This window comes from Streptomyces sp. NPDC051822, from assembly GCF_044452745.1.
In the GTDB taxonomy this organism is placed as follows: domain Bacteria; phylum Actinomycetota; class Actinomycetes; order Streptomycetales; family Streptomycetaceae; genus Streptomyces.
This window is the reverse complement of sequence record NZ_JBITBZ010000011.1, coordinates 228,697-240,856: the sequence shown is the minus strand read 5'-3', so window position 1 is coordinate 240,856 and position 12,160 is coordinate 228,697. Positions and strand designations below refer to the sequence as shown.

Here is a 12,160-nt window from a genome sequence, read left to right as displayed (position 1 = left end):
GCGGGCCACTCCACCCGGCTCCAGGGGGCGCCCGCCTCCGGCCGCGTCAGCCGACGCGGTGGCCCGCCAGGGGAGCCGTGTCGTCGCCCCCGCCCGCGCGGACTCCGCGCAGGAACGCTCCCAGGGCGTCCAGGGAACTGTGCGACGGCTCCCACTCCAGCTCGCGCCGCGCCCGCTCCGTCGCCAGGAGCGGAATGTGCCGCACCGCGTCGAAGAGTCCGGGCGAGGCGGGGGCGATCCGCAGGTGCCAGGCCGCCGACAGGGCGCCCCGCACCGCGCCCGCGGGGACCCGTACCGGCCGGGCCCCGAAGAGCTCGCCCAGGGTCGCCGAGTCGAGCACCGGCTCGGCGGCCAGGTTGAACGGGCCCCGGACGTCCCGCAGCAGCGCCCGCCGATAGGCGTCGGCGGCGTCCTCCGTGTGCATGACCTGGAAGCGCAGGCCGTCGAACTCCGGCATCAGCGGCAGGAGATCGGGCCGCATCAGCATCCCGGGGAAGAAGCGCCCCGCGAAGATCCGCCGCTGCTCGCTCGCCGACTCCTCCTTGAAGAGGAAGGCCGGGCGCATCCGGACCACCCGGGTCGTCGGATGGTCCCGCTCGAAGGTGTCGAGGACCCGCTCCAGATAGGACTTCTCCCGGGTGTACGCGGCGCCCGGCCAGCCGTGCGTCGGCCACGCCTCGGACACCGGCGCGCCGCCCGGCGGGCCGGGGGAGTACGCCCCCACCGAGGAGGCGTGCACCAGGACCGGCACGCGCGCCGCCGCGACCGCGTCGAAGACGCGCACCGAGCCCAGCACGTTCGACCGCCAGGTCTCCACGGGGTCGTGGGTCGGCTGGAACCGCCAGGCCAGGTGCACGACGGCGTCCGCGTCGGCGACGTGCCGTGCGAGCAGCGCCTCGTCGTCCTCCCGTGAGAGGTCCACCTCGGCCCACTCGACCCCGGGGAGGTCGAGCTCCGGCCGACGGCGGGCGAGTCCCAGGACCGAGCCGACGCGCGGCTCGTCCGCCAGGATCCGGACCAGACTCGTGCCCACGTTGCCGGTGGCGCCGGTGACGACCACCCGCGAAATCGCCTTCGCATTCATGTCTTCGACACTCCGCCATGGGCGGCCGTAGCGCACCCCGGGCGGTGCGCGGGACCACCGTGCCGAAGCCCGCCCCACGGGGCCGTCACGCTTCGTGTCCGTGCGGGTCGCGAGTGTGGTCGACGGCCGGGATTATGAAGCGACCCACCAGCCAGGAGGACACCATGCTGTTGCCCGACAGGAACACGGTCGACCGGCTGCTCCGGCACTACCGCGCCCAGGAGCGGACCGTACTCGCCAGGCCGTGCGACCTGTCGGCGCGCCGGCGCTTCGAGGACACGGCGTACACCCTGTGCGTGCTGATGGGAGAACGCTCCGCCCGTGAGGCCGTCCAGGCCGCCGAGCGCTACGTGGCGGGCGGACGATCGGGATCGACGATCAGGATTTGAGAAGCGTCGCCGACCTGCCGCCGCTAGCGTGACTGCCATGGACACCGCGAGGCGGTCGGCAGTGGACCCGACACCTCGCGCACGTCCGTGATTCAGCCCGTGAGCGACCGCTGGAGAGAAGACGATGAGCAAGGCCCCCAAGGACGAGCAGCCGCCGCATCCGGCCGACCGGCACGACCTGATCCGCGTGCACGGCGCGCGCGAGAACAACCTCAAGGACATCAGCATCGAGATACCCAAGCGCCGGCTCACGGTGTTCACGGGCGTCTCAGGCTCGGGCAAGAGCTCCCTCGTCTTCGACACGATCGCCGCGGAGTCACAGCGGCTGATCAACGAGACGTACAGCGCCTTCGTGCAGGGCTTCATGCCGACCCTGTCCCGGCCCGAGGTCGACGTACTCGACGGCCTGACCACGGCGATCATCGTCGACCAGCAGCGGATGGGCGCCGACCCCCGCTCCACCGTGGGCACCGCCACCGATGCCAACGCCATGCTGCGCATCCTCTTCAGCCGCCTCGGCGAGCCCCACATCGGCCCGCCCAGCGCGTACGCCTTCAACGTCCCCTCGGTCAAGGCGAGCGGCGCGATCACCGTCGAGGTCGGGAACAAGAAGGCCGTCAAGGCCACCTTCAACCGCACCGGCGGCATGTGCCCGAACTGCGAGGGTCGGGGCAGCGTCTCCGACATCGACCTCACGCAGCTCTACGACGACTCCAAGTCGCTCGCCGAGGGCGCGCTCACCATCCCCGGCTACACGACGGGCGGCTGGAACTACCGCCTCTACACCGAGTCGGGCCTCGTCGACGCCGACAAGCCGATCCGCAAGTACACCAAGAAGGAACTCCACGCCTTCCTCCACCACGAGCCCACCCGCATGAAGATCGCGGGCATCAACATGACGTACGAAGGGCTGATCCCGAGGATCCAGAAGTCGTTCCTGGCCAAGGACAAGGAGGGGATGCAGCCGCACATCCGGGCCTTCGTCGAACGGGCGGTCACCTTCACCACCTGTCCCGAATGCGACGGCACCCGCCTCGCCGAAGGCGCCAGGGCGTCGAAGATCAAGCGGATCAGCATCGCCGACGCCTGCGCGATGCAGATCAGCGACCTCGCCGCCTGGGTCCGCGGGATCAAGGAGCCGTCGGTGGCGCCGCTGCTCACGGCGCTCCAGCTGACCCTCGACTCCTTCGTGGAGATCGGCCTCGGCTATCTCTCCCTCGACCGGCCGGCGGGCACGCTGTCCGGCGGCGAGGCCCAGCGCGTCAAGATGATCCGGCACCTCGGCTCCTCGCTCACCGACGTCACCTACGTCTTCGACGAGCCCACCGTCGGACTGCACCCGCACGACATCCAGCGGATGAACGAGCTGCTGCTCCAACTGCGCGACAAGGGCAACACGGTGCTCGTCGTCGAGCACAAGCCGGAGACGATCGCGATCGCCGACCACGTCGTCGACCTCGGACCCGGAGCCGGTACGGCGGGCGGCACCGTCTGCTACGAGGGCACACTCGACGGGCTGCGTGCCGCGGACACCGTCACCGGCCGCCACCTCGACGACCGGGCCGCCGTCAAGGACGAGGTCCGCAAGCCGACCGGCGTCCTGGAGATCCGCGGCGCGTCCACGCACAACCTGCGCGACGTCGACGTCGACATCCCGCTCGGCGTCCTCGCCGTCGTCACCGGAGTCGCCGGCTCCGGCAAGAGCTCCCTCGTGCACCGTTCCCTCCCCAAGAACGAGGAGGTCGTGTCCGTCGACCAGAGCCCGATCCGCGGCTCGCGCCGCAGCAACCCGGCCACGTACACCGGACTGCTCGACCCGATCCGGAAGGCGTTCGCGAAGGTCAACGGCGTGAAGCCCGCGCTGTTCAGCGCCAACTCCGAGGGCGCCTGCCCCACCTGCAACGGCGCGGGCGTCATCTACAGCGACCTCGGGATCATGGCCGGCGTCTCCTCCACGTGCGAGGACTGCGAGGGCAAGCGGTTCCAGCCGGCCGTGCTCGCCTACCTCCTCGGCGGCCGCGACATCAGCGAGGTGCTCGCGATGTCCGTGACCGAGGCGGAGGAGTTCTTCGCCTCGGGCGAGGCGGCCACCCCGGCCGCACAGCGCATCCTCGCCCGGCTCGCCGACGTCGGCCTCGGCTACCTCAGCCTCGGCCAGCCGCTGACCACCCTGTCCGGCGGCGAGCGCCAGCGGCTCAAGCTGGCCACGCACATGGGCGACAAGGGCGGCGTCTACATCCTCGACGAGCCCACGACCGGCCTCCACCTCGCCGACGTGGAGCAGCTGCTCGGACTGCTCGACCGGCTCGTCGACGCGGGGAAGTCGGTCATCGTCGTCGAGCACCACCAGGCGGTCATGGCCCACGCCGACTGGATCATCGACCTCGGCCCCGGCGCAGGTCACGACGGCGGCCGGATCGTCTTCGAGGGGACCCCCGCCGACCTCGTCGCGGCCCGTTCGACCCTCACCGGCGAACACCTCGCGGAGTACGTCGGCGCCTGACCGGCCCCCGCCTCCCACGGCGGCCCCTCAGCGAGGTGTACGGGACGGGGCGGCGGCCGGCGGGAAGAGCGCCCGGGGCGCGTCCACTCAGGTGTCCCGCGAGACGGGCCCGCCGAACAGTCGTCGGCACGACCCGGCGGAAGCCACCCCGGTGCGGGATCAGGCCCGCCGGGCCGTTCTGCGCCGCCACCCCCACAGGGCGAGCGCGGCGGCGCACGCCGAGCCCACCAGGGTCAGCGGCAGCCCGGCCGACGGGCCCGCGGGCTCCTCCTCCGGGGACCTCCTGCCGGGAGCGGACGCCGCCTCCGCACCGGCCAGGGGCGTCTGGCCGCCGGCCTCCGAGGCAGCGCCGTCACGGGGAGCCGTCACGGCCCGCGCGTCACGGGGAGGCTTCGCCTTCTCCCGTACCGGCAGCAGCGAGCCGACCGGCTGGACCCGCCCCGCCGCCTCGAAGCCCCAGTCGAGGAGCTCCCTGGCCTCCTCGTACACGGCGAGCCCGCCGCCGCCCTGCGGGTTCATCACCGAGACGACCAGGGTCCGGTCGCCGCGCCGGGCCGCCGAGATGAGCGTGTTGCCCGCGTTGCTCGTGTAGCCGTTCTTGATCCCGATGAGCCCCGGATAGCGGGCCACGCCGTCCGCCCCGGTCAGGAGCCGGTTGGTGTTGGCGATGCCGTACGACCAGGAGCCCGCGGGGAAGTCGGCGTACGCCGTCGAGCAGTAACGGGTGAACTCCGGGTCCTGGAGCCCCGTCCTGCCGAACACCGCCAGGTCGTACGCGGACGACACCTGCCCCGGGGCGTCGTAACCGTCGGGGGACACCACATGGGTGTCGAGGGCGCCCAGGGACCTGGCCTTCTCCTGCATCTGTCGGGCCATCGACTTCCAGCCGCCGTTCATCGCGGCGAGCACGTGCACCGCGTCGTTCCCGGAACTGAGGAACACGCCGTTCCACAGGTCCGAGACCTTGTACGTGTACCCCTCCTTCACCCCCACCAGGCTGCTGCCGTCCCCGATCCCGGTCAGCTCGGAATCGGCCACGGTGTGCTGCGTGGACGGGTCGTGGCGGGGCAGCGCGGTGAGGGCGAACAGCGCCTTGAGGGTGCTGGCCGGCGGCAGCTTCCGGTGCGCGTTCCGCGCGGCGAGCACCGCGCCCGAGGACGCGTCCGCCACCACCCACGACAGCGCGGACACCGAGGGCACCGCGGGCGCGCCCGGCATCGGCAGCACCTGGGTGCCCTTCCGGGCGAGCCGGGCCCGGTCGACGTACTCCCGCACGGGCGGCGTGGGCTCGGCGACGGAGGAGGACCGCACTGCGGCGAGGGACCGGGCCGGGGTGACGGAGGACGCCGTGGCCACCGGAGCGGGCAGCACGAACAGCACCGCCGCGGTACCCGCGGCGGCATGACGGACAGCTGACGTGACGATCATTCAGCCACCGTAGGAAGGAGGCGCGGGACACGCAGATCGGAGTGCGCCGACCGGCGTAGCGGCCGTGGCGTACGGCGGCGCGTCGTGAGCCCGCCCGGGTGGTACGGCCTCCGACGGCGGGGGCGACGGCCCACGTGCACCGGCAGCGCCGGGGGCCTCTGGGGACGGGGCACCGGCGCCGTCACCCGCGCCACCGTCCCGAGCGCGTCCCGGGGATCGGTCGGTGGGTGCCGGCGCCACGCCAACTGAGTGCCAGCGGACCGTGGTTGACCGTAGGATCTGACCGCCCGCGTACACCACGCATCCCACGGACCCACGCACCCGAAGGCCCCGCGCGCCCCAAGGCCCCACGCACCCCATGGCCCCTCCGAGCCGGACCCCGCCCCCGTCGCCTGCCCGCAGTCAGGAGTTCCCGCCGTGAGCACACCGCCGCACAGCGCCCCCACCGGCCGGCCGCCGCACCGGATGGACCCGGCGGGCGGCTGCCCGCACGCGCAGAACGCCCGGCTGCTCGCCGAGGGCGCCGTCGCGCCCGTGATCCTGCCCGGCGAGATCGAGGGCATGGCGGTGCTCGGCCACGACGCCCTGCGCGACTTCCTCTCCCACCCCGACGTCGCCAAGGGCGCCCAGCACTTCACCGCCCTCACCGAGGGCCGCATACCCGACGGCTGGCCGCTGCGGACCTTCGCCACCGTCCCCGGCATGACCACCGCCGACGGCGCCGACCACCGGCGGCTGCGCGCCCTCGTCAGCAGCGCCTTCACCGCCCGCCGCGTCGAGGCCCTCCGCCCGCGCGTCGAGGTGGTCACGGCCGCCCTCCTCGACGGACTCGCCGAGGCCGCCGGGAGCGGGGACGGCGTCGCCGATCTGCGCCGGCACTACGCGCTTCCGCTGCCCCTCGGCGTCATCTGCGAACTCCTCGGCGTCGACACCGCGCACCAGGACCGGCTGCACCGCCTCTCCAGCCTGGTCGTCGCCACCGACACCGAGCCCGCGCGGGCCGTCGCCGCCAACCGCGAACTCCTCGGCCTCCTCGCCGCCATCGCCGGCGACAAGGCCGCCGCCCCCGGCGACGACCTCACCAGCGCCCTCATCGCCGCGCGGGACGAGGACGGCGACCGGCTCAGCGAGCCCGAGCTGATCGGCACCCTGCTCCTGCTGATCATCGCGGGCCACGAGACCACCCTGAACCTCGTCACCAACGCGGTCCGGGCGCTCTGCGCCCACCGCGACCAGCTCGCGCTGGTCACCGAGGGCCGCGCCGACTGGGCGGACGTGGTGGAGGAGACCCTCCGCTGGGACAGCCCGGTCAGCTACTTCCCGTTCCGCTACCCCACCCGCGACCTCACCGTCGACGGCACCCTCATCCCCCGGGGCACCCCCGTCCTGGCCGGCTACTCGGCGGCGGGCCGGGACACGAAGGCCCACGGCCCGGACGCCGACCGCTTCGACCTCACCCGCGCCGGAGCGGTGAAGCACCTGTCGCTCGGCCACGGCCCCCACTACTGCCTGGGCGCCCCGCTCGCCCGGATGGAGGCCGCCGTCGCCCTGGAAGCGCTCTTCACCCGCTTCCCGGACCTGGACCTGGCGGTCCCGGAGTCCGAGTTGCCCCGCCACTCCGGCTTCGTCGGCAACAGCGTCCGTACGCTCCCGGTCCGGCCGGGCGGCTGACGGCCCCCGGCCCGCAGGGGCATCCCGGCGTCAGCCGGCGTGCCCCCAGGCGGTCGCGGGCGAGGTCCGCAGGGCCGAGACGAGCCGCAGCAGCCGGTCCTCGTTCCCCGCGAGACCGGCCGCGCGCAGGGCCTCGTCCGCCTCGGCCATCGGATTCGTGAGCATCACCCCCGCGTACGGGGCGAGCTGTGGATCGGTCAGCACGGCCTGGGTGGATTCGAGCAGCCGCAGGTACGCCTGGGCGGCCGCGCGCTCGCTGGCGGTGATCGTGGTCATGTCGGGCTCCCTCTCGACAGTTCGGCGCTGACCACCCTCTCGTACGGGTCTGACAATCGCGCTCAGCCCTGGCCGTCGAGGTGCCCCACCAGCCGTTCGAGGAAGACCCGCTGCCCCGCGACGAGCAGGGGAGCGGCCACCTCGGGGGAGAACCAGCCCACCCGGTCGATCTCGGGGAACTCGGCCTGGACGCCCGACCGGGGCGGCCACTCCATGGTGAAGGTGCCGGGCACGACCGCCGCCGGGTCGAGAGTGCCCTCGACGGCCCAGATGGTCACCAGCTTTCCGTTGCGCTGCCGGGACTCGCCGAGGTCGAACCACGCACCGTCCGGGGCCGGAAGGCCCAGTTCCTCCAGGAACTCGCGCCGCGCCGCCGCCTCCGGTTCCTCGTCAGGCTCGTACTCCCCCTTGGGGATCGACCAGGCGGCCTCCTCGCGGGAGGCCCAGAAGGGCCCGCCCATATGGCCGATGAGGACCTCGACGCCGCCGCCCGGCGTACGACGGAACACCAGGAGACCTGCGCTGCGTTTGTCCGGCATGCCGCCCAGTGTGGCCGAAGGACCTCCCGGCCGCAGCCGCGCACACCCGGCTCCGCGCGCCCCCGGTTCACGCCTCCGCCTCATTCCGCCGCGCTGACCACCACCGGCCCGCCCGCCGGATCCACGCCGGTCGTCCAGCGGGGTGGCAGCCGCAGCGAACGCCGGGGCTCCAGTGACCCGCCCAGCCGTTCCCGGCGCAGCGGGACGCCGTCCTGAGCGACGGTCAGGACGGGACGTACGAGCCGGCGCTCCGGACGGACGAGGAGCGGGGCGGCCTCCGGGCCGAGGAGCGCGGGCGACACCCACCGCAGCGGCCCGTACGTCTCCACCGGCACCCGGCCCACGGGCCAGGGCCGTCCCGCCAGCCGTTCGAGCACGGCCACCGCCGCCGCCCGCCCCTCCGCGGCGGCCGCCTGTGCCGGTTCCACCCCCCGCAGGAGGTTGCCGACCGCGAAGACACCCGGTTCGGCGGTGCGGAAGGCGCCGTCCGTCGCGGGCCCCCGCGTGCCCGGGGCGAGCGGCAGCCCGCGGGCGCGGGCGAGTTCGTGGTCGGGGATCCAGTCGCCGGTGAAGACCACGGTGTCGCACCGCAGCGTGGCCGTGCGGCCGTCCTCGCCCCGGATCGCGACCCCCGAGGTACGGCCGCGCCCGACGACCTCCGTCACCACCGTGCCGCCGATCACCGGCACGGACGAGAAGGCGCCACGCCGTAACCGGCGTTCGCTGACGACCGCGGCCACCTCCGCCCCCGCCGCGCGCAGCGAACGCACAGCGCCACGGGTCACGGGCTCGTCGCCGCCGACGACCACCGCCCGCCGCCCGACGTACTCCGCTCGCGGACCGAACCGCAGCACCGTCCGCTGCAGTTCCCCCGCGGTCAGCACCCCGGCGGGCCGTGCACCCGGCACGAGCCGCGCGCTGCGGGGCCGTTCGCGCGCCCCGGTGGCGAGGACCACCGCGCGGGCCCGGACGCGTTCGAGCCCGGTCGGGGCAGTGACGTCGAGGGTGAGCGGCCCTGCCCAGCCCGTGACCGACACGCCGGTACGGACGGTGGCCCCCGCCCGCAGCGCCGCCCGCACCGCGCGCCGCGCGTAGGCCGGGCCGTCCAGCGGCCGGCCCAGGGCGTCCGCCCCGAACCCGGGCCTCGCGCAGTGCCGCGGCGCCCCGCCCGCGGCCCGCTCCCGTTCCAGGACCTCGACACGGCCCGCGCCCGCGGCCGCGAGCCGGGCCGCCGCGGCGAGCCCGGCGGGTCCGGCGCCGACCACCAGCACGTCGACCGTACGGTTCACCGGGCACCCTCCCCGTACTCCTCGACCATGGCCCGCACCTCGGCGCCGCAGTCCTGGCCCTGGCACCGGCCGCCACGCGCGCGCGTGCGCCGCCGCAGCCCGTCGAGGCCACCCGGTGGGATCGACGAGGTGAGCGCGGACCGGATCTCGCCCCGGGTGACCCGCTCGCAGTGGCAGACGATCGAGCCGAAGTCCGGCTCGCGGGCGATCAGCCGGGCGTCGCGGTACGGGCGCTCGGAGGCCTCGCCGAGGTTCGGCATCCGGATCCGGGCGAGCGGCCGTTCGGGTCCCGGGTCGAGTCCGCAGTCGGCGAGCAGCCCGCGTACGTGCTCGGCGACGGCCAGGGAGGCGGTGAGCCCGGTGGAGCGGATCCCGCCCACCGTCACGTACCGGAGCGTCGGATGGGCGGCGATCCGGTAGTCCTCCTGCCCGGTGGCGGCCCGCAGGCCCGCGTACACGGCCGTGACCTCCTCGTCGAGGAGGGCGGGCAGGATCCTGCCGCCCTGCTCCCGGAGCCCGGCCAGCCCCTCCGCCGTGGTGCCCGTGGCGGTCTTGTCCTCCAGATCCTCGGCGGTGGGCCCGAGCAGGACGTTCCCGTACACCGTAGGCGTGATGAGCACCCCCTTGCCGAGGGGGCCCGGCACGGGCAGCAGGATGTGCCGGACCAGGTCGCGGGCGAACTTGTCGAAGACGAGCAGCTGGCCACGGCGCGGGGTGACGGTGAAGTCCTCGCGGCCGAGCAGCGCGTCGAAGGCGTCGGCGTGGAGCCCGCAGGCGTTGACGAGGTGGCGGGTCCGCAGCTCCCCGCGCCCGGTGGCGAGCCGGTGGTACGGATCGCCCGGACGCACTTTCTCCACGCGGCAGTTCAGGTGCAGGTCCACCCCGGAGCGGACGGCCTGGGTCGCGTACGCGAGGGTGGTCGTCCACGGGCAGATCACCGCCTCGCCCGGCACTTCGAGCGCGGCCGGCGCGCCGCGGCCCAGATGGGGTTCGCGCCTGCGGAGTTCGGCGGCGGACAGCAGCCGCGTCGTGCGGTGTCCGTTGCGCTCGGCCTTCTCGGCGAGCCGGGGGAGGGCCGCCTGCTGCTCCTCGTCCCAGGCGACGAGGAGGGCGCCGAGCGGCTCAAGGGGGATGCCGACCTCACCGGCGTACGCGGAGAGCAGGCGGTGCCCTTCGCGGACGAGCCGCGCCTCCAGGGTGCCGGGCGTGGCGTCGAAACCGGTGTGCAGGATCGCCGTGTTGGCTTTGGACGTGCCGTCGCCCACGTCGTTCGCGGCCTCCACGAGCGCGACCCGCAGCGGGTGCCGGGCCAGCGTACGGGCGATGGCGCAGCCGACGACGCCCGCCCCGACGACCACCACGTCGTACGTCGACGCGTCGGCGTACGTGGGGAGGGGGCCCGTGCGGGTGACGGTCATGCGGAGCCGGAGCCGGAGCCGGAGCCGGAGCCGGAGCCGGAGGCAGGGACGGAACCGGAATCGGAGCCGGAGGCGCCGCCGTCGTCCAGGGCTTGGGAAGCCGGCCCCGCGCGGTCGACGAGCGCCGACACCACGCCACGGAACCGGGCGAGGCGCGCGGCGGCCTCGTCGGCCGGGATACGCGGCTCGTACACGGCCGCGGGCTTCCACTCCGGTACGGCCTCGCGGAGCGTGAGCCCCGGCTCGTGTCCGAGCCGGGCCACCGCACCCACGCCGAGCGCCGTCGCGTCCGGCAACGAGGAGACCTCGACGGGTAGTTGGAGAAGATCCGCCTGGGTCTGCATGAGCAGCGCGGACCGGGTGAGGCCGCCGTCGGCACGCAGTGAGGTGAGCGGCGCCCCCCGGTCCGCCGCGACGGCCCCGGCCAGTTCGACGACCTGGGCGGCGATGCCCTCGCAGAGGGCGCGGACCAGATGGCCGGGGGTGGTGTCCAGACCGAGACCGGTGAGCGAGCCGCGGACGTCGCCCCGCCACCAGGGCGCGGCGAGCCCCGCGAGCGCGGGGACGAAGGTGACCCCGCCGCTGTCCGGGACCGCGCCGCCGACCGGGTCGATCGCCTCCGCCCCCGCGATGACGCCGAGGTCGGTGAGCCAGCGCACGGCGGACGCGACCGTGTACACCTGGCCGTCCAGGCAGTGGGAGACCCGCCCGCCGAGCCGCCAGGCGACACAGCTGACCAGGCCGGAGGCGGCGCGCCGCGGCTCGGGACCGGTCTGCGCGAGGAGGAAGGCTCCGGTGCCGTACGTGCACTTGGCGGCGGCCGGGTCGTCCGCGCTCTGGGCGAGCAGCGCCGCCTGCTGGTCGACCAGGAGGCCGGTGAGCGGCAGGGGCGGGCCGAAGGCGCTCGTGGTGCCGACCGGCGTGTCGCAGTCCACCACCCGGGGGAGCCGTTCGCCGCCGAGGCCGTACAGGTCGAGGGCGGTCTCCGACCAGGCGACCGTGTCGAGGTCGAGGAGTCCGGTCCGTCCCGCGGTCGCCGCGTCGGTGACGAAGGCGCCGGTGAGCCGGTGGACGAGCCAGGCGTCGCTGGTGGTGACGACACCGGCGCCGGTGGCATGGCGGCGGATCCAGGCCATCTTCGGCGCGGCGAAGTAGGGATCGAGCGGGAGGCCCGTCAGGTGCCTCAACCGCTCGGCGTGGGCGCCGAGTCCGGCGCAGACGGAGGCCGCCCTGCGGTCCTGCCACACCAGTGCGTCGGTGAGCGGCGCACCGGTGGCCGGGTCCCAGGCGAGGACGGTCTCGCCCTGGTTCGCGAGACCCACCGCCACCACCGGCGTGCCCGCCTCGGCGAGCGCGGCCCGTCCCGCGGCGACCACGGAGTCGTACAGTTCACGCGGGTCGACCTCGACCAGGCCGCCCGGCAGGTGGCGGGGCCGTACCGGGGCCGTTCCGCTGCCGACGACTCCGCGCTCCGGACACAGGACGAGGGCCTTGGTGCCCGAGGTGCCCTGGTCGACGGCGAGAACCGGGCCGCCCGTCATCGCACCGCTCCTGTTCCTGTTC

General features: G+C 74.5%; 10 protein-coding genes. 3 read left to right on the top strand and 7 right to left on the bottom strand.

Translation table 11 applies throughout. The annotated features are described in order from the left end of the window. Positions 1 to 46: 46 nt before the first annotated feature. Entirely contained in the window at positions 47 to 1,084 is a 1,038-nt protein-coding gene (locus ACIA8N_RS29330) for an NAD-dependent epimerase/dehydratase family protein (protein ID WP_365785122.1), read from the bottom strand. Positions 1,085 to 1,248: 164 nt separating this feature from the next. Here ACIA8N_RS29330 and ACIA8N_RS29325 point away from each other — a divergent pair, with 164 nt between their 5' ends. Together ACIA8N_RS29325 and ACIA8N_RS29320 are read left to right on the top strand one after the other, a co-directional pair. Continuing rightward, the gene (locus tag ACIA8N_RS29325; protein WP_365785120.1) at positions 1,249 to 1,473 is read left to right on the top strand and encodes a DUF5133 domain-containing protein; all 225 of its coding nucleotides are present in this window, start codon (positions 1,249 to 1,251) and stop codon (positions 1,471 to 1,473) included. Between the two features lie 124 nt (positions 1,474 to 1,597). Further along, positions 1,598 to 3,976 carry an excinuclease ABC subunit UvrA gene (locus ACIA8N_RS29320; RefSeq protein ID WP_365785118.1) on the top strand — a complete coding sequence of 793 codons (2,379 nt, stop codon included), beginning with the start codon at positions 1,598 to 1,600 and terminating at the stop codon, positions 3,974 to 3,976. Between the two features lie 159 nt (positions 3,977 to 4,135). Here the strand turns inward: ACIA8N_RS29320 and ACIA8N_RS29315 are convergent, their stop codons facing one another. Next, a complete protein-coding gene (locus ACIA8N_RS29315; protein ID WP_365785116.1) occupies positions 4,136 to 5,404 on the bottom strand; it encodes a D-alanyl-D-alanine carboxypeptidase in 1,269 nt (422 codons plus the stop codon). Positions 5,405 to 5,869: 465 nt separating this feature from the next. Between ACIA8N_RS29315 and ACIA8N_RS29310 the strand changes: the two genes are divergently transcribed. Further along, entirely contained in the window at positions 5,870 to 7,075 is a 1,206-nt protein-coding gene (locus tag ACIA8N_RS29310) for a cytochrome P450 (RefSeq protein ID WP_365785231.1), read from the top strand. 30 nt (positions 7,076 to 7,105) lie between these two features. On the opposite strand, the gene ACIA8N_RS29305 is transcribed toward ACIA8N_RS29310, so the two are convergent. The 5 genes from ACIA8N_RS29305 to ACIA8N_RS29285 form a co-directional block, all read right to left on the bottom strand. Further along, positions 7,106 to 7,351, bottom strand: a complete 246-nt coding sequence (locus tag ACIA8N_RS29305; protein ID WP_030550828.1) for a hypothetical protein — start codon at positions 7,349 to 7,351, stop codon at positions 7,106 to 7,108. A gap of 62 nt (positions 7,352 to 7,413) precedes the next feature. After that, complete coding sequence (locus ACIA8N_RS29300; protein ID WP_365785114.1) at positions 7,414 to 7,890, bottom strand: NUDIX domain-containing protein; 477 nt, start codon at positions 7,888 to 7,890, stop codon at positions 7,414 to 7,416. A gap of 80 nt (positions 7,891 to 7,970) precedes the next feature. Continuing rightward, positions 7,971 to 9,179 (bottom strand): FAD-dependent oxidoreductase, encoded by a 1,209-nt coding sequence (locus ACIA8N_RS29295; protein WP_399416820.1) that lies wholly within the window; start codon positions 9,177 to 9,179, stop codon positions 7,971 to 7,973. Continuing rightward, on the bottom strand, positions 9,176 to 10,597 hold the full coding sequence (locus ACIA8N_RS29290) for an FAD-dependent oxidoreductase (RefSeq protein WP_365781220.1): 1,422 nt from the start codon (positions 10,595 to 10,597) through the stop codon (positions 9,176 to 9,178). The genes ACIA8N_RS29295 and ACIA8N_RS29290 overlap by 4 nt, the downstream gene beginning before the upstream one ends. Continuing rightward, complete coding sequence (locus tag ACIA8N_RS29285; RefSeq protein ID WP_365781221.1) at positions 10,594 to 12,138, bottom strand: FGGY family carbohydrate kinase; 1,545 nt, start codon at positions 12,136 to 12,138, stop codon at positions 10,594 to 10,596. Before ACIA8N_RS29285 ends, ACIA8N_RS29290 begins: the two co-directional genes overlap by 4 nt. Positions 12,139 to 12,160 lie beyond the last annotated feature (22 nt).